The sequence below is a fragment of the Litoribacillus peritrichatus genome, from assembly GCF_039537985.1.
GTDB classification, from domain to species: domain Bacteria; phylum Pseudomonadota; class Gammaproteobacteria; order Pseudomonadales; family Litoribrevibacteraceae; genus Litoribacillus; species Litoribacillus peritrichatus.
In genome coordinates, this window is sequence record NZ_BAABBN010000007.1 from 1,415,746 (window position 1) to 1,434,598 (window position 18,853).

Genomic DNA, 18,853 nt, shown 5'->3' on the forward strand with positions numbered 1-18,853 from the left:
ATTAACCCTTTTGAGGTCCTCTAGTGCAATTCTCAAGTATATGGTGAATGCTCGGAGATGCGTTGCTATCGAGAAATACGTAATGAACTCTATTTATCAATGCATAGGAGACAGAACATATAATAAATAGGCGTAAGCGAATAGCGTGCCACTTAGCCAAATTTTATTTGATTCAGGTCATGAATACAATTGGTAGGCCCTGCCCGTCAGGGGAAATTAATTATTCAATTCAACGATTGTTTGAAATTGGTGCGGAAGTGCACTTTTTGGTAAAAATTGCCTTTTTATGGTGCTTTAAAAAGTAAGGGAAGTTCAGCTTATAAAAGGTATCACCCAAGGCAAGAGGCTGAGGTGAATACCTGTTTTTTTTAGCGTCCAGCCTTTCATGTGCTCTGGTTAGGATTGTAAGACTAAATTGTTGTTTTGATCGTAAACCTTAATCCGAATGCTGTCTGATTCTTCTTTTGAAATAGGGTGGTCAATCGTTACAACAGTACAGGGGCTGGTCAACGCGGATGAAGTGAAACTGTCCGGGCCGGGAGTAACCCATTTAACATGCACATTTAATGTATTTTCGCTGAGAGCGGCTTTTTGAACGATAACGCCATAACCCCCGCTGGATCGTTGCCCCATATTGATTGCTAACACGGCTTGTTCTTGAGCGACATGGTGTTTCATTTTAGGTTTACCAATCACGCGCTGTTGTTGCTTTTTTTGAAGTTGATTGAGGTATTGCTGGCCCTGTTTATAGTCAAAAAGTTGGACGCCTGGTTCAGAAATAGAACATTGGGCTGACGCATGGCTGACCGACCAGGTTAACTCGGCGGCGCTGGAGAGGGAAGTGCACCCGGCAGCAAACGCAGTCATAGAAAGCGTGAGTGATGTGACAATTGAATTACGTCCTTTAAATAAAGTCATTTCCTATCCTTCTATTGATCTTGATCAACAAGTCGATCGTCCTAAGGGTAATACAATACCTTCATAGTTAGTCTACGCTAAAAAATTAAATATTAGTAAGCGAGATGATGAGTATGGACGATATCGAAAAAAAAGATGAACGGAACATGTTTTTGTTCATGACTGTGGTTCTTTTCCCAATTCTATCTGTGGCGATTGTTGGCGGTTATGGCTTCATGGTTTGGATCAGCCAGATCCTGATGGGGCCTCCGGGAGCTTAACATGGATAAAGCCCGTCGTGCCTTATTTCGAGGTCGCTTTGCTTCGAAAAAGGCAGCAGAAACACAAGTGATTCATATGCCCTGGGCATTGAGTGATGATGTTTTTCTGGATCAGTGCACACGTTGCAATAAGTGCGCTGAAGCATGCCCAGAGCAAGTCATTGTGAAGGGGGATGGTGGCTTTCCTACTGTCAATTTTAATCAGGGTGAATGCACATTCTGTGGGGATTGTGTGACTGTTTGCCCAGAACCTATCTTTAACGATCAGTCTGAATCGCCTTGGGATTTAATCGCAGAGATTACAGATGCATCGCAACATCAATCCGTTTCTTTGGATGGGGTTTGCATGGTTCAAAAAGGCATTGTATGCCAGAGCTGCAAAGATGTGTGTGATGTAAGAGCGATCAATATGAAATACAACCAGGCTTCGATGCCTGAACCTGTGATTAATAATGACGTATGTAATGGGTGCGGCGCATGTGTTTCAACTTGCCCAACTGCAGCAATTCATATGATATCCATGCCCGGTCAGCCTACCACTTCTAAAGGAGAGAACGCGAGTTATGCGATCGCCTGAGCAATACATCAGCGCTTTGGATGGGGAATACCATATTTCCAGTGCCATCGTGCAATTTAAACCCGAGCTTATGTGCCGTGTGAATAAGCAAATCGGGGAACTTGAAGGCGCAGAAATAAGCGCAACGGATCAAGACAAAGGTAAGTTGGTTGTCGTGGTTGAGAGTGAAACAGAACGTGGCATGGTCTCCGTGATAGACCAAATTAAAGATGTCGATGGTGTTGTCAATGTTTCTCTGGTGTATCACCAGATTGACGATGAGAACGAATAAAGATTTTTTGTAATTTAAAAATGATAACTCAGCATAAGCTTGGGGTGAGAGATGAAACTAACTCGTCGTGATTATATTAAGGCACAAGCAGCAGCTACGGCTGCTGCTGCAGCTGGAATTTCGTTACCGGCACAGGCCAGTAATGTGATTACCAGTTCAAAGGAAACTGAACTTAAGTGGTCCAAGGCGCCGTGTCGATTTTGTGGTACGGGTTGCAGCATTCACGTTGCAACCAAAAAAGGCAAAGTGGTTGCTACCCACGGAGACATTAAGTCGGAAGTCAATAAAGGCCTGAGTTGTGTGAAGGGTTACTTCTTATCGAAGATCATGTACGGCAAGGATCGTTTGACCACGCCATTGCTTCGTAAGACCAACGGTAAGTTTGATAAGAACGGTGAATTTGAACCTGTATCGTGGGATGAAGCCTTCGATATCATGGAAGAAAAGTTCAAGAAGACGTTGAAAGAAAAAGGCCCGAAAGCGATTGGTATGTTCGGTTCAGGTCAGTGGACTGTCTGGGAAGGCTACGCCGCTTCCAAGCTGATGAAGGCAGGTTTCTTATCCAACAACATCGAACCCAATGCTCGTCACTGTATGGCTTCAGCGGTTGCTGGTTTCATGCGTACTTTTGGTATTGATGAGCCAATGGGCTGTTATGACGACATGGAAAATGCGGATGCATTTGTTCTGTGGGGTTCTAACATGGCTGAGATGCACCCGATTCTTTGGACGCGTGTCACTGACCGTCGTTTGAGTGCACCGCATGTTAAAGTCGCTGTGTTATCAACCTATGAGCACCGTTGCTACGACTTGGCTGATATGCCAATGACGTTTGAACCTCAGTCTGATCTTGCAATTCTTAACTTTATTGCAAATTACATCATTGAAAACGATGCCGTGAATTGGGACTTTGTGAATAAGCACACCAATTTCCGTCGTGGTAATACGGACATTGGTTACGGCTTGCGCCCAGAACATCCGCTACAGAAAAAAGCGAAGAACGCAGACAAAGCGGGTGGTTCTACCCCGATGAGCTTTGATGAGTTTAAAGAATTTGTCAGTGAATACACCGTTGAAAAAGCGAGTAAGCTTTCTGGTGTGTCTGAAGATAAGTTGATTGCTTTGGCTAAGATGTATGCCGATCCGAACACCAAAGTCACCTCGTTCTGGACGATGGGTGTTAACCAGCATACACGTGGGGTTTGGGTGAATAACCTGATTTATAACGTTCACTTGTTAACCGGTAAGATTGCAACACCGGGTAACAGTCCGTTCTCATTGACTGGCCAGCCGTCAGCGTGTGGTACTGCTCGTGAGGTAGGTACGTTTGCTCACCGTTTACCAGCGGACATGGTGGTTAAGAACCCTAAACACCGTGCTTTGGCTGAGAAAATCTGGAAGCTACCGAAGGACATCATTCCTGCTAAGCCTGGATATCATGCGGTTCTGCAAAATCGTAAATTGAAAGATAGTGAGATCAATGCTTACTGGATTCAGGTGAATAATAACCTGCAAGCAGCACCTAACCTGAACGAAGAAACGCTTCCGGGTTATCGTAATCCAGACAACTTTATCGTGGTTTCAGATGCCTATCCAACGGTGACGGCACAAGCCGCAGACTTGGTTCTACCAACGGCAATGTGGGTTGAGAAAGAAGGCGCCTTTGGTAACGCAGAACGTCGTACACAGTTCTGGCATCAGTTGGTGGACGCACCGGGAGAAGCGAAATCAGATTTATGGCAGTTGGTTGAGTTCTCTAAGCGCTTTACGACGGACGAAGTTTGGCCAGCAGAAGTTTTGAAAGAAAACCCTTCTTACAAAGGTAAGTCGCTTTACGAGGTACTGTATAAGAACGGTAATGTGGATAAGTATCCGCTTGAACAAACCAGTAAAGATTACAACAACGTTGAAGCAAAAGACTTTGGTTTCTATATCCAGAAAGGCTTGTTTGAAGAATACGCTGAATTTGGGCGAGATCATGGTCATGATTTGGCGCCGTTTGATCGTTATCACGAAGAGCGGGGCTTGCGCTGGCCGGTTGTGAACGGCAAAGAAACCAAGTGGCGTTACATTGAAGGCGAAGATCCGTATGTGAAAGAAGGCACGGGTTATCAGTTCTATGGTAAGAAAGACAACAGAGCGATTATTTTTGCGTTGCCTTTTGAGCCTGCCGCTGAAGCGCCGGATAACGAATACGACCTTTGGTTATGTACTGGCCGTGTCCTTGAACACTGGCATTCAGGGTCTATGACTCAACGTGTTCCTGAGCTGTATAAGGCCGTGCCAAACGCGGTATGTTACATGCACCCGGAAGACGCCAAGAAACGTGGATTACGTCGTGGTGATGAAATCAAAGTGACCTCTCGTCGAGGCGATATTCGAACTCGTGTGGAAACCCGAGGACGAAATAAGCCACCGGTAGGTTTGGTGTTTGTTCCTTGGTTTGATGCGTCTCAGTTGATCAACAAAGTGACACTGGATGCAACCGATCCAATCTCTAAGCAGACGGACTATAAAAAGTGCGCTGTGAAGATTGAGAAAGCATAAGGGGAGAAGGATCATGACTACATTGAATTCAGTTAAAAAATCTGTCAAAGCGGTAGTAACTGGTGTTGCTTTGGTCAGCTCGGTTCTTTTTGCTTCTTCTGCGAGCGCAGGTCAGGAATACATCTCTACGTTGCGTGGCGAAGTAAAACTGAACCAGGAAGAAAAAGCGCCAGTCATGGCTAAGGTGGAGAATGAGGATATCAAGCGTCAGCGTGCGTATCCGATGCAACCACCGACCATTCCACATAAAGTGGATAACTATCCGGTGAATAAGAATGCGAACAAGTGCATGTCTTGCCATGCTCGCGATCGTGCGGAAGAGTCTCAGGCACCGATGGTGAGTGTGACCCACTATATGAACCGTGATGGAAATTTCCTGGCAGAAGTTTCTCCAAGACGTTATTTCTGTAATCAGTGTCATGTGGTTCAGTTGGATACCAAGCCATTGGTTGAAAATGAGTTCCAGGATGTTTACCAAATAATTGGTGAGAAGAAGTAGCCTGAGGAGACACGAATGAATGCCATAAAAAAATATTTAAAGGTCCTTAACAGACCAAGCGTGCATTACAGTTTGGGTTTCCTGACTTTGGGCGGTTTTATTGCAGGTATCATTTTCTGGGGGGCGTTTAACACCGCCCTGGAAGCGACCAATACCGAGACGTTTTGTACGGGTTGTCATGAAATGCGCGATAACGTATTTCAGGAGCTAAAAACAACCATACACTACACCAACCGTTCGGGCGTAAGGGCAACGTGTTCAGACTGTCACGTTCCGCATAACTGGACGGATAAAATTGCTCGTAAGATGCAGGCTTCGAAAGAGGTGTGGGGCAAAATTTTCGGCACCATTGATACGCGTGAAAAGTTCCAGGAGCACAGAAGACGTTTGGCTGAAAACGAGTGGCGACGGTTGAAAGCGAACGATTCTCTAGAATGCCGTAACTGCCATAACTTTGACTTTATGGACTTTACTCGCCAAAGCAAGCGGGCCATGGAGCAGCACTCAACGGCCTTGGCCAGTGGCGAGAAAACCTGTATTGACTGCCATAAGGGGATTGCCCACCACCTTCCTGACATGAAAGGTGTTGAGGGCTGGTAATTAGAATGACTTGAATTAGCTCGATCCTCTGGTTAAATTAACCGCCCAACTTTGGGCGGTTTTTTTATGAGTTCAAACTATTTAGCATTAACTTTTTAAGGCGGAATCTGATTTATGGGACATTCATCGGCGAAGGAATTTAAAGCGGCACGTATTGCTGTGTTGACGGTTTCAGATACTCGTACCTTAGCGGAAGACACTTCTGGCCAATATTTGGTGGACGCCCTGACGGAAGCCGGACACTCGTTGTCGGATCGAAAACTCATCATCGACGATGTGTATCAAATGAGGGCGGTGGTTTCCCAGTGGGTCGCCTCCGAAGAAATACAAATTGTACTGATCACGGGCGGCACCGGGTTCACTGGCAGAGATACGACGCCGGAGGCAATGAGGCCGTTGTTTGATCGTGAAATTGAAGGCTTTGGTGAGTTGTTCCGTCAGGTGTCTTATCAAGAAATTGGTACTTCGACGGTTCAGTCCCGAGCATTAGCCGGTTTTGCTAATGGCACCGCAATTTTTTGTATGCCTGGTTCCACTAACGCATGTAAAACGGCTTGGACGAAAATACTGCAAGAACAGTTGGATAACCGCCATCGTCCTTGTAACTTCATGCCTCATGTTAAACCTTAAGCTTGTTCTGTTCGGGTAAACGCTTCTTCTGGGTGGGTAGCTCGACTTCAATGCCGGACATAAGTGCGTCTTATTTCCGGCATTTGGTTACATTTTGTTCTGTGGGTAATTTCCCACATAGAATGGGTCATTTCATACGCATTAATGCGTCATCATGCTTCTATACTGTCTATTGTGACCGAAATGATCGCCATAAAGGCGCAAGTGGAGAGTATGGGCGTATCGTTTAAAAATAAAATATCAACACGTTTAGCAAAGCAAACGGTGGCCATTGCGTTTTTACTGGGTGCATTGTTGAGTTCTTTACAGGTTTATCTGGATTATCAAAACCATGGATCTTCATTTGATCAAAACATAGAGCAGCTGTTGTCTGTTTCCTTGGGGTCTGCTTCTCGCTCAGTAAGAACGCTTGATAATAACCTGGCGGAAGAAGTGGTAAATGGGTTGATGCATTACGAGTTTATTCATGAGGTTCAGATCGTTGATGATCTTGGGGTGGTGTTGGCTGAGTCGGAACGAGCGTTGGCTCCTCACTCTTCTACTTATTGGATTACTGAGTGGCTGGAACCCGGTGAAAAGACTTACGTTCATCAATTATCTGTGGATCAGGATCAAAGCTCTCAGTTCGGACAGTTGATTATTGGCATTGATAAAGACGTGGCGTTGGGTCCTTTTTATCAACGCTTGGTTTACGTGGTGTCCAGTGGTTTTATTCGGAACATGTTACTGGCATTGATATTGTTTTATGTGTTTTATGCAATGTTAACGGCCCCGATGACTCGGGTCGCTCAGGTGATGCGGCGGGTTAATCCTTTGGCCCCGGGAGGCATTCGTTTAAGCAAGGCGCTTGTTAACCGGGGTGATGAATTGGGTGCCATCGCGGGGGTGACTAACGAGTTTTTTCAAACCATCGAAGAAAGCATCAAGGAGCGTGAGGCCTCTGATAATAAATTATCAGACAGCTTAAAGCAGACTCGTCAAATCATAGATAACGTGCCGCATCAAATATGTGCGCGGAATAAAGATGGTCAGTTACTGTTTGTGAATCAGGCCATTGCCGATTTTTATAATATGGATGCCAAGACGATGGAGTCGGTGTCCTATTTTGACATTCATGACCGGATTCATAAGGAAGAAAGTCAGGAAATTCAAATTGCAGATCAACAAGTCCTTTCTACCGGCCAACCTTATTTTATGCCGGATCACGCAATCACCGATTGTGATGGCAACTTGCACTACGTTCAGACCTCTTTAGTCCCTTTTCAGTACTTTGGTGAAGATACGGTGTTGGCTGTGTCGGTGGATATTACTGAAAGAAAAGCGGCTGAAGAAAAAGTCATTGAACTGGCGTTTTATGATTCATTAACCGGGTTGCCTAACCGGAATTTATTGATAGACCGAATGAATCTTGAAATGAAAAGGGCGGAGCGGCACAACTCAATAGGTGCGTTGTTATTTATTGATCTGGATAACTTCAAAGCGGTCAATGACTCGTTTGGTCATGCGGTGGGGGATCAGGTTTTACAACATGTGGCGACCCAGTTAAAAGGCTCGTTACGAGCCGTTGATACGGTAGCCCGTCTTGGTGGCGATGAGTTTTTGATCATCATTCCCGAATTATCGAGTGATCTGTTGGAAGCAAAGAGCCGGGCCAAAGACATTGCTACTATGCTGACCGAGAAAATCGCGACACCATTTTTTGTAAAAAACCGGGATTGGGTGGCGTCTGCCAGCATCGGGGTGGCGATGTACCCTGTGGATTGCAATGACGTCTCGGAGGTCATGCGGTTTGCTGATACGGCGATGTATGAAGCTAAAAAACAAGGGCGCAGTCAGCACGTCTTTTTCGAGTCGGATATGGCCAGTCGGGTGGAGCTGGCTTACTCATTAGAAAATGAACTCAGGCAAGCGGTCAGTCAACAGCAGTTCTTTTTGGTTTTTCAACCCCAGGTAGGCGTTCAGGAAGGCGTTATTCAGGGTGCAGAAGTATTAATCCGTTGGCGGCACCCCGAGCGCGGTGTCGTACCGCCTTTTGAGTTTATTCCGGTGTTGGAATCTTCCGGGTTGATTCAGGAGGTAGGCAAGTGGTTGATTTTTGAGTCGTGTCAATGCATTCGGGACTGGCAAAATCAGGGGCTTTGGCAGGAAGATGCTTGGCTATCGGTGAATGTGAGCCCGAATCAATTTTACAATCCAAGCTTTGTTGATGATGTGTTGGCGGCGCTGAAGATCACTGGGGTTAAGCCTGAATGTCTTGAGCTTGAGATCACTGAAGGGATTGTCATTGGGGATACAGAAAACACCATCAAGAAACTGCAGAAACTTCGTTCTCATGGGATTCGGGTGGCGATGGATGACTTTGGTACGGGCTATTCTTCATTGTCGTATTTAAAACGAATTCCTTTGGATGTTCTGAAGATTGATCAGTCTTTTGTTCGTGATGTAACGGTGGATAAAACGGATAAAGCCATTGTGGAAGCCATTTTAGCGATGTCGATCAGCCTTGATCTGGAAGTTGTCGCTGAAGGCATTGAAACCAAAGAGCATTACCTGTTCTTTAAAGGAACCCGTTGTCACAGGTATCAGGGCTATTTATACAGCCCACCGGTTGAAGCGTCATTCTTTAAAGAAATGCTAAAAGAAATAGTGGTGGCTTAGTTGTTTTCTGGGTCGTGTTAGCGTCAGAGAAGCTAAGGTAAACAGAAAGGGTGAGTGAACACGCCAGCGACAGGGGGTATAAGAGGTGTCACAGGCATGTACCCAAATCCATATGAGTACGTGGTCGCTTTTGTGTTCACTCGGGACTGTATAGTACGGATATTTTTTATAATGAAAAGTACTTTCAGGTACCAAAGGGCTAAAACCTAATGTTCTAAGAATATAACGCTGATTTAATGTTTCATCATTGAACTTTTCTTCGAAGTTGAGATTTTTTTCTATTTATCAACCGCTTTACATCTGACTTTGTTCTATTAAAGAGATGTAGCTGGTCAGTTCTGATTTCTCAGTTTCTTCCAAATCGCAATTTAAGAGTACAAAGTCGATGGTCTTAATGACTGAGCGCCACCTCGGATTCTTAGGTAGCGTTTGTTCATTCAGGTATTTGTCTAAGGTGCGGGTTTTGATTGACCCACCATCAATATAGACACGCCAGATTTTGCTTTCTTCAGCCAAAGACGCTTTGGTCTTGCCTGTGTGTTTTTCCCATACCCGAATGGCCAGTCTGGCGGCTTTGACTAAGTTTATTCTGTTCTTGGTCGCACGGTTTAAGCCAGGGGCTAGATTAATGTCAGATTCAGGGGAGGCTGAAACAGAGGATTCATTGGCGGTTTGGCTGGGTAGCTGATTGGAAGTTTGGTCAGGAAACTGGCTAATGCTCAGATGGCTCAATACCGACTCCAATTTTTGAAGGCGGGTCTCCAGTTGTTCTTTGGCTTCCAATTCCGAGATCAGGCGCTCGTTGTTCTGGGCTAACTCATGGCTGAGTGACGCTTTCAAATGCGCCTCCACTCTGGCGTGAAGCTCCGGCTGGTTGTATGGTTTGGTAATGTAGTCGGAAGCTCCGGCCTCAAATGCCTGAACGATGTCTTGGGTTTGTTGCAAGGCTGTGAGCATAATGATCGGAAGCTCAAGAGCTGAAAACTGCTTGCGAATCGCCCTACAGACCTCAAGGCCGCTCATGCCGGGCATCATGATATCCAGTAATACTAAATCGGGCTGTTCATACTCTGGCAGGGCCTCAAGTATTTGTTGGCCCGAACTGAAGCACCTGCACTGATAACCAAAGGTGGTTAATTGATTTTGAATGATTTGCAAATTGATGGGCTCATCATCCACGGCCCAAACCACAAGTGCATGCTGGCTTTGGGGTTGTTGAGCCTGCGCTTCCGGGATCATGTCGGGGCGGTAGGTTTCCCTTCGATCCTCAGCGGTGGAGGCTGTGTCCTTTTTGGTGATGGCGGTGACAGACTTGGGTAAATAGGTGGTGGTGTCCAGAGTGAAGTAAAAGGTGCTGCCGTGGCCAGGTATGCTGCGGACTTGCAACTCACTGTTATGAAGGCTTAATAAATCTTTGGTGATGGTTAAACCGAGACCATGGCCACCGAGCACTTCACCTTGTTGTTGGCCTTGCTTGTACGCTTCGAAAATCTCACTGGTTTCTGAATGATCGATGCCTAAACCTGTATCTCGAATGCTGATTTTTAATTTTTCGTTGGGCTCCTGTTCAACAATTACGTTGATGTGGCCATTTGAGGTGAACTTAATGGCGTTGCCAATCAGGTTAAACAGAATCTGTTGCAGCCGGTCTTCATCCGCCATTACGTTAGGAATTTGATCTGGTATTTTGGTTTGAAGGGTGACTGGGCGGCCTTTGAGGAGAGGCCGTAGGCTGGTGGTCACTTGCTCAATAAGAGGCGCAACTGACACCGATGTTAATGACAGCTTCAGGTTATTATGTTTGATGCTGGACAGGTCGAGGATGTCATTAACAAGATTCGCAAGGCGAATGGAAGAGGAGTGAATCAGTCTTAGATTCGTTTGGGAGTCTTTATCGATGTTTTGTTCTTGTTTCAGAACCAAGTCGGACAGGGCTGAAATCCCGTGGATTGGGGTTCTCAGTTCATGAGAGGTTTGAGCCAAAAAATCATCTTTCATTGCATCAATTTTCTGCAGCTGAATGTTTTGACGTTGCAGTCTTTCGCTGAGTAATTCTTCGTTGGTCAGGCTAAATGCGTATCTTTGGTTAAGCAACCATGCCTGAAGAATGAGAAAGGCTGTAACGCCCCATTCCGTGACCATAGGTAACTGCAAAATCATGTTGTGAGTTAGAAGGTCCAGAATAAAACTGACAATAAAAATAAGACAGCTTAACCCGAACAGAATGGCTGACTTTCTTTTGTGCAGGAAGGCCAGAATGGCAATGCGTAAAATATAAATCACCGCAACCGACGCTATGGCCTGGTAGGGAATCGCTAATAAAGTGTATTGAGTTGAGTGTAGTGCCAGCGTCAAAATCGAAAAGGTGACGGCAATGGCGCTAAATACTATTTCTGTTTTGTGAGATTGGTAATGAGGATACAGCCGGTTTACGAACGCAATGAACAGCGGGACGCTGATGTAAAAACAAATATATTCCAGCCGTTCACTGATGTTCCAAGTAAGGACAGGCAGCAGGTTGTTTAAAATGTGTTCGCCGGTAATGCCGTTTCGAAAACCCACCGCTAAGCAGAAGCAACCGAAAAATAGCGCTGCAGTTTCTTTTTTACGAGCCAGATACAACGAAATGAATAAGCCACCGAAAATCAGTAATAAAACGGTCAATGCCGAATCCAGAATGGTGGGCAGCGTGACCAGCTGATTTAATCCGGAGGGGCCGGTAATCAGCAGTGAACTCCAGAAACCGCCTTCCTTGTAATGAAAATTGGAGGTGTGTATGGCTAACCGGATACGCTCTTGCTTGGCTGAGATATAGGCTGTTTTTGACGAATATCCAGGCTGCTCCAGCTCGGCAGACAGTGCTGGCGTTCCTTGTTCGATAACTTTGATCCCGTTGGCCCACACAACTCCGGCTGACGGTAAGTCGGACAGTTTTAGGTAGACTCCCTCAATATTTTTTGGAAGTTTTAAATCCAAATAAAGCGTTGCTGCGCCTAAGGGACCTTGCTGACCATCTGGCCGAACCACGTTATTCCAAACGGAGGGAATAACGTAAGGTTGAGTGGTTTCGGGTACGATTGTTGGTGAAGAAAACCGATTCCAAATGATTCCCCATTCGGTGTCGAGCGGGTGGACATTTTGTTCTGAAAAGTCGGCACCTGAAAGGTCCAGCAAGGGTGCCGCAGACAAATGCGCTGAATAAAATCCGATGAATGTACCGATGACTAGGCAAAGCCACGCAGAACGTGTTTTGACGTTAAAAAAACTCAAGGTTCTGAATCCTGTTTTTATCTTTATTATTAGAATTTAGGATTATACTAACATGTAGAATTTTGTTTTTGCGTTATAGGTTTACCGAATAATATTAAAAAATCAGGTGTGCTTAACTATGACAGGAAAGAAAAAACGGGTATTAGTGGTTGAAGACAGTCCGATTGTTTTGAAAATCATTGGGCACATGGTTCGACAGGAGTTGGATGAGAGTCTGTACGAGGTCGATTTTGTTGATTCAATGGCTGCGGCCAGTCAGTTAATGGAAGAGCACACCTATTTTGCGGCATTAGCGGACTTAAATTTACCCGATGCGCCAAATGGTGAAGTGGTGGATAGTGTTCTTGCAAAAGGCATTCCTTGCATTGTTTTGACCGGTACATACAGTGAAGAGCGAAGGGAGTCCCTGCTCAAATTAGGCATTGTCGACTATGTTGTTAAAGAAAGCCGTTTTTCATACGCCTACGCCGTTAAATTGGTGAATCGTTTAGCATTGAATGAATTTATTAAGGTGCTGGTGGTTGAAGACTCCACCACGGCCCGTAACTATGTGAAAGGGTTACTTGAACAGCATTTATTTCAGGTGTTAGAGGCTGAAAATGGCCTTCAGGCTTTGGATATTTACAAACAGCATCCTGAAATCCGGCTTATCATTACGGATTACCATATGCCTGAAATGGATGGTTTTGAGCTGGTTCGTGAAATCCGTGGGCAAAGTGATAAAACCGACCTTGCTATTATTGGGCTGTCTTCGGTTGAAAAGAGCGCTTTATCGGCCAAGTTCATCAAAAATGGCGCGAATGATTTTCTACAAAAACCATTTTTTCCGGAGGAGCTGCACTGCCGGGTCATTCATAACCTGGAATCCATTGAGCTTATACAGGCTCTGAACGATGCTGCGAACAGTGACTATCTGACCAAGCTTTACAATCGACGTTATTTATTTGATGTAGGCGGCGCGCAATATGACCATGCCCAACCTAATAAACCGTTTGCCGTGGCATTGATGGACATCGACCATTTCAAAGCGTTCAATGATAATTATGGGCATGAGGCTGGTGATGCGATGTTGGTGCATGTTGGTCAGTTGTTGAAAGAGTCGTTCAGCCGGTTTCTGGTTGCCCGTATGGGCGGTGAAGAGTTTTGTGTGCTTCTGCCCGGGCTCTCTCAAAATCAGGCGTACACCCTAATGAATAACTTTCGGACGCGTTTTGAAGATGAAGGCATGTATTTAGGGGATGAATACATTCAGGCCACCATCAGTATTGGTGTTACCAGTATGAAAGGGGATAACCTGGACAGTATGATAGCAACCGCCGATGAGCTCCTTTACCGAGCGAAGGAAGTGGGAAGGAATTTTGTAATCGGTGATGACTCTGCTTGATGTGCTTAGGCCTGAATTGGTCTTTGAATAAATTAGCAAACAGATTTTCTCAACCAGAGTGGCAGGGGGATGGGCCGCTCTGGTGATCCGTGAATTCAATGACTGCTTTAACCTGCTTTTCCTAGCAGCTCATCGGTGGTTTTGTCCGGGCACTCCCAGCTTTGAATGACCACTTTATCCTCCATGGATTCGAGTTTGATTGGAAACCCCCACAGCGAATGGATGTGCTTGAGCATTTCATCGGTAGACTCCTTGCTCAGCGGTTTTTTATCGTGCATGTAATGCCTTAATGTTAAGGCCCGGTCACCCCGCACGTTAACATTGTAGACCTGAATATTTGGCTCGCTGTTACCAATGTTGTATTGCGCGGAAAGCTCTTCTCTTAATTCCTGGTAGCCCATTTCGTCGTGTATCGCAGTGACTTTCAGGTGATCCTGTGAGTGATCGTCTTTTATGCCGAATAAGTGTAAATCCCGCATGACCTTCGGCGACAAAAACTGAAGAATAAAACTCTCGTCTTTGTAGTTCCTCATGGCGTTATCGAGGGTCTTGATCCAGTCTGAACCGGCGATGTCAGGAAACCACTGTTTATCCTCATCGGTGGGTGATACGCAAATGCGTTTGATGTCCCGCATCATATTAAAACCCAGTGTGTATGGGTTAATACCACTGTAATAGGGACTGTCAAAGTCGGGCTGAAAAATGACATTGGTATGTGACTGCATGCATTCGAGTAACATGCCTTCGGTGATGTAACCCCGGTCGTACAGCTCGTTGATCAGGGTGTAATGCCAAAAGGTGGCCCAGCCTTCATTCATCACCTGAGTTTGTTTCTGAGGGTAAAAATACTGTGATAACTTGCGTACAATCCGGATGATTTCCCGTTGCCAGGTTTCCAGCAGTGGCGCATTTTTTTCAATGAAATACAGAATATTTTCTTCTTGCTCCGCCGGGAATCGCTGTACTTTGGCGTTCTTTTTCTTTTTGGTCTTCGGAATGGTGTTCCACAGTTGATTGAGCTGCCTTTGGCGGTATTCTTCTCTGGCTGCTTGTTGCGCTTCCTCCTGTTGCGGTGAGAGCGGCACAGGCCTTTTGTAGCGATTGACGCCGTAGTTCATCAGGGCGTGGCAAGAGTCGAGTAGCTGCTCAACCTGCGCTGTACCGTGGCGTTCTTCACAGCGTTGAATGTATTGTTTAGCGAATAATAAATAGTCAATGATGGCCGTTGCGTCCGTCCAGGCGCGAAACAGATAGTTGCCTTTGAAGAAAGAGTTATGACCATAGCAGGCATGGGCAATGACCAGTGCCTGCATGGCCATGGTGTTTTCTTCCATCAGGTACGAAATGCTGGGCGATGAGTTGATCACAATCTCGTAAGCCAAACCCATGGTGCCGCGTTTGTAGTTCTTATGTGTTCCTAAAAAGTGCTTTCCGAAAGACCAATGGTTGTACATTAATGGCATACCGATGGACGCATATGCATCCATCATTTGTTCGGAGGATATAACCTCAATTTGATTGGGGTAGGTGTCTAGCCCAAATTCCTCTGCCAGCTCACTGATTTTACTGTCGTACTTAGCAAGAAGCTCAAAGCTCCACTCTGAACCCTCTGATAAGTATTGTGTTTTGAAGGGGCGTTTTTGTTTTTTTATCATGCCTCTTTCCTCTCAAACAGCTCTCTGAATACGGGATAAATGTCTGCGGCATCGGTTAAATCCTGCATGGCAAATTGATCAGGAAAGGTCGTCGCCACCTGTTTGTATTCTTCCCACAGATTTTGATGAAAACGGGAGCCGATTTCTACGTAGGCAAAGTATTGAACCAGGGGCATAATTTTTTCCATCAATAACTTGGCGCACTTGATGGAGTCATCGTCCCAATTGTCTCCGTCCGAGGCTTGTGCCACGTAAATGTTCCAGTCAGCAGGGTTGTATCTTTGCTCGATTACTTCGGCGGTTAAATCCAGTGCACTTGAAACAATGGTTCCGCCGGTTTCCCGTGAATAAAAGAAGGTTTCTTCGTCGACTTCCTGAGCGGTGGTGTGGTGGCGAATGAAAACAACGTCGATTTGCTTGTAATTCCGCTTTAAGAAGAGAAACAGCAAGATAAAGAACCGCTTGGCGATATCTTTAATGGCTTGGGTCATGCTGCCTGATACGTCCATCACACAGAACATCACCGCTCGGGTACTGGGCAAAGGCACTTTGACTAAATTGTGATAACGAAGGTCGAAATCATCAATGAAAGGCAGCTTACCGAGCTTATGACGAAGCTCTTCCAACTCTTGTATAAGCGCATTACGAATGACTTCAAGATCATCGTTGGTTTTGCCTGCTTCTTGCTCCTCCTCCAAGGCTTTCAGCTGCATGAGAATTTCTTTAGCCCGTTTACGCTTCTTACCGCCTAACGCGATTCGTCGGGCGTGCGCGTTGCGCAATGAGCGGACCACATTGAGTTTGTCCGGTGTGCCGGAATTGGTGAAACCTGCTCTGTGATATTCGAAACTGGTGGCATCTTTCAGTTGTTTTCTGATCAGGTTCGGAAGTTCGAGGTCTTCGAACATATAGTCCAAAAACTCCTCCTGGCTGATTTGAAATACGAAGTCATCCATGCCTTCGCCCTGATTGCTGGCTTTGCCTTCGCCTGCTCCGCCTGCACCACCGCCTGAAGGAGGGCGGGCAATATGATCGCCCTGGTGAAACTCTTTATTGCCCGGATGTACACGCGTATTTACGCCGCCCGGACCATGATGAAATATGGGTTCTGATACATCGCGACTGGGCAGGCTGATTTCAGTGCCTTGCTCCATGTCCTGAATGCTGCGTTGTTTGATGGTCTGGTTCACCGCTTCTTTAATGTGTTTTTTATAGCGGTCAAGAAACCTCTGTCGGTTTACAGTGCTTTTATTTTTGCCATTTAAACGTCGGTCTATGATATGGGTCATAGGCCCTCCAAACTCTTTGGACGCAGATAACCACCTAGAGCCAAACTCTAGGTTGGTGAAAAATCTGCATCAGTGAATGATTTATTGAGACTTACGTACCCGGATATACCACTCACATAACAACCGAACCTGTTTCTCTGTATAGCCTCGGTCAATCATTCGTTTCACAAACTCGTTGTGTTTCTTCTGGTCGTCACTGGATGCTTTGGCATTGAAGGAAATAACGGGTAACAAATCCTCCGTGTTTGAGAACATTTTCTTCTCGATGACCAAACGCATTTTTTCGTAACTGGACCAGCTGGGGTTTTTGCCTGCATTGTTTGCGCGGGCTCTCAGTACAAAATTGACGATTTCATTTCGGAAATCTTTCGGGTTGGCAATGCCTGCTGGTTTTTCAATTTTCTCCAGCTCTTCATTGATTGCAATGCGGTCAAGAATATCGCCGGTGTCCGGATCTCGGTATTCCTGATCTTGTATCCAGAAGTCCGCGTAAGTGACGTAACGATCGAAAATGTTTTGACCGTATTCTGAATAGGATTCTAAGTAGGCGGTCTGAACTTCTTTTCCTAAGTATTCAATGTACTTCGGCGCCAGGTATTCCTTAACGTATTTTAATAAGCGTTCATGGGTTTCTGGCGGGAATTGTTGCTGCTCGATTTCCTGTTCAAGCACGTACAACAAGTGTACGGGGTTTGCTGCAATTTCTTCCGGATCAAAGTTGAATACTTTTGATAATATTTTGAAAGCAAAACGGGTGGATAAACCGTCCATACCTTCGTCAACACCAGCGGTGTCTTTGTATTCCTGATGGCTTTTGGCTTTCGGATCGGTATCTTTTAAATTCTCGCCATCGTAGACTCGCATTTTGGAGTAAACGCTGGAGTTTTCCGGTTCGCGCAGTCGTGAAAGCACGGAAAATTGAGCCAGCATTCTTAGAGTATCGGGCGCACACGGTGCTTTATTTAAAGAACTGTGTTCAAGCAGTTTTTCATAAATATGAATTTCTTCGGTGGCGCGTTTGCAATAAGGCACTTTTACGATGTAAACACGATCAATGAAGGCTTCGTTTGTTTTGGTGTTTTTAAATGTTTGCCACTCGGATTCGTTGGAGTGCGCTAAGACCACGCCATCAAAGGGTATCGCACTGAGACCTTCGGTACCGTTGTAGTTGCCTTCCTGTGTGGCCGTCAATAAAGGATGAAGCACTTTAATGGGGGCTTTAAACATTTCCACAAACTCAAGAATGCCTTGGTTTGCGCGACACAGGCCGCCGGAAAAGCTGTAAGCATCGGCATCGTCCTGGGAATAATCTTCCAGTTTTCGGATGTCGACTTTCCCGACCAGGCTGGAGATGTCCTGGTTATTTTCATCGCCTGGCTCGGTTTTGGCCACGGCTTTTTGATCCAATATCGATGGATAAACTTTTACGACTTTGAACCTGGAGATATCGCCGCCAAATTCGTGCAAACGCTTCACTGCCCAGGGTGACATTATGCCTTTCAAATAACGGTGAGGAATGCCGTAATCTTCTTCCAGAATGGCTGCATCTTCTTCCGGATTAAATAAGCCCAGAGGTGATTCCTGAATGGGCGAACCTTTAATTGCATAAAAAGGTACTTGTTGAATCAGGCTTTTTAGTTTTTCCGCCAATGATGATTTACCACCACCGACCGGACCTAAAAGGTAGAGGATCTGTTTTCTTTCTTCCAGACCTTGCGCGGCGTGCCTGAAATAGGAAACGATGTGCTCAATGGCTTCTTCCATGCCATAAAAATCTTTGAAAGCAGGGTATTGTTTGATGAGTTTGTTTGAAAAGATGCGTGATGAACGCGGATCTTTGGATGTTTCAATAATTTCAGGTTCGCCAATTGCCATCAACAAACGCTCTGCTGCATTTGCATAGGTACTTGGCTCTTCTTTACACAATTGCAGATACTCTTCGAGTGTCAGCTCATCCTCTTGCTTAGCGATGTAACGATCCTGATACCTGTCGAATATGCTCATATGGCCTCCTGGGTAGGTTTTCAATATAGCTTTGTCAGGCTCAGGTGATTCTTCCTAATCACCCAGCCGGGTAAATTGTTATTGAACAATTTCACCCGATAATGTTCTTTTGCATTTGTTATGCCATTACTCTAAGAGACAATCTTAAGTCTCTGATTTAAAGTGTAGCCCAGATTTTTGGTGTTAAATGTAAAGACCAAAATATCTCTTTGCTTAATCACTTTGACAAGAAAATGACACACTAGGTTCAGCCAAATCCGATGTGTTTGGTTTTGAAGTCTGTATTTTGGG

At 45.4% G+C, this 18,853-nt stretch carries 14 protein-coding genes; 9 read left to right on the top strand and 5 right to left on the bottom strand.

Going from position 1 to position 18,853, the window contains the following annotated elements:
• Positions 1–396: 396 nt before the first annotated feature.
• Positions 397–918 carry a protease complex subunit PrcB family protein gene (locus tag ABD744_RS16095; RefSeq protein ID WP_344799557.1) on the bottom strand — a complete coding sequence of 174 codons (522 nt, stop codon included), beginning with the start codon at positions 916–918 and terminating at the stop codon, positions 397–399.
• A 113-nt stretch (positions 919–1,031) separates the two neighbouring features.
• On the opposite strand from ABD744_RS16095, the gene napE reads away from it, so the two are divergent.
• From napE to ABD744_RS16135, 8 genes are all read left to right on the top strand, one after another.
• A complete protein-coding gene (gene napE / locus ABD744_RS16100; RefSeq protein ID WP_344799558.1) occupies positions 1,032–1,178 on the top strand; it encodes a periplasmic nitrate reductase, NapE protein in 147 nt (48 codons plus the stop codon).
• A 1-nt stretch (position 1,179) separates the two neighbouring features.
• The gene (gene napF, locus ABD744_RS16105) at positions 1,180–1,755 is read left to right on the top strand and encodes a ferredoxin-type protein NapF (RefSeq protein WP_344799559.1); all 576 of its coding nucleotides are present in this window, start codon (positions 1,180–1,182) and stop codon (positions 1,753–1,755) included.
• A complete protein-coding gene (locus tag ABD744_RS16110) occupies positions 1,742–2,026 on the top strand; it encodes a chaperone NapD (RefSeq protein ID WP_344799560.1) in 285 nt (94 codons plus the stop codon). The genes napF and ABD744_RS16110 overlap by 14 nt, the downstream gene beginning before the upstream one ends.
• A 51-nt stretch (positions 2,027–2,077) precedes the next feature.
• Entirely contained in the window at positions 2,078–4,573 is a 2,496-nt protein-coding gene (gene napA, locus ABD744_RS16115) for a nitrate reductase catalytic subunit NapA (RefSeq protein ID WP_344799561.1), read from the top strand.
• Between the two features lie 13 nt (positions 4,574–4,586).
• A complete protein-coding gene (locus ABD744_RS16120; RefSeq protein ID WP_344799562.1) occupies positions 4,587–5,072 on the top strand; it encodes a nitrate reductase cytochrome c-type subunit in 486 nt (161 codons plus the stop codon).
• Positions 5,073–5,087: 15 nt separating this feature from the next.
• Positions 5,088–5,672 carry a cytochrome c3 family protein gene (locus ABD744_RS16125; RefSeq protein ID WP_344799563.1) on the top strand — a complete coding sequence of 195 codons (585 nt, stop codon included), beginning with the start codon at positions 5,088–5,090 and terminating at the stop codon, positions 5,670–5,672.
• 114 nt (positions 5,673–5,786) lie between these two features.
• Complete coding sequence (moaB, locus tag ABD744_RS16130; RefSeq protein WP_344799564.1) at positions 5,787–6,302, top strand: molybdenum cofactor biosynthesis protein B; 516 nt, start codon at positions 5,787–5,789, stop codon at positions 6,300–6,302.
• A 183-nt stretch (positions 6,303–6,485) separates the two neighbouring features.
• Complete coding sequence (locus ABD744_RS16135) at positions 6,486–8,960, top strand: putative bifunctional diguanylate cyclase/phosphodiesterase (RefSeq protein WP_344799565.1); 2,475 nt, start codon at positions 6,486–6,488, stop codon at positions 8,958–8,960.
• Positions 8,961–9,254: 294 nt separating this feature from the next.
• Here ABD744_RS16135 and ABD744_RS16140 read toward each other — a convergent pair whose 3' ends face one another.
• Entirely contained in the window at positions 9,255–12,230 is a 2,976-nt protein-coding gene (locus ABD744_RS16140) for a response regulator (protein ID WP_344799566.1), read from the bottom strand.
• A gap of 118 nt (positions 12,231–12,348) precedes the next feature.
• Between ABD744_RS16140 and ABD744_RS16145 the strand changes: the two genes are divergently transcribed.
• Positions 12,349–13,614: a diguanylate cyclase gene (locus ABD744_RS16145; protein WP_344799567.1), complete on the top strand. Its 1,266-nt coding sequence runs from the start codon at positions 12,349–12,351 to the stop codon at positions 13,612–13,614.
• A gap of 107 nt (positions 13,615–13,721) precedes the next feature.
• On the opposite strand, the gene ABD744_RS16150 is transcribed toward ABD744_RS16145, so the two are convergent.
• From ABD744_RS16150 to ABD744_RS16160, 3 genes are all read right to left on the bottom strand, one after another.
• Positions 13,722–15,269, bottom strand: a complete 1,548-nt coding sequence (locus tag ABD744_RS16150) for a SpoVR family protein (RefSeq protein ID WP_344799568.1) — start codon at positions 15,267–15,269, stop codon at positions 13,722–13,724.
• A complete protein-coding gene (locus ABD744_RS16155) occupies positions 15,266–16,558 on the bottom strand; it encodes a YeaH/YhbH family protein (protein ID WP_344799569.1) in 1,293 nt (430 codons plus the stop codon). Before ABD744_RS16155 ends, ABD744_RS16150 begins: the two co-directional genes overlap by 4 nt.
• A gap of 81 nt (positions 16,559–16,639) precedes the next feature.
• Positions 16,640–18,562 carry a PrkA family serine protein kinase gene (locus ABD744_RS16160; protein WP_344799570.1) on the bottom strand — a complete coding sequence of 641 codons (1,923 nt, stop codon included), beginning with the start codon at positions 18,560–18,562 and terminating at the stop codon, positions 16,640–16,642.
• Between the last annotated feature and the right edge of the window lie 291 nt (positions 18,563–18,853).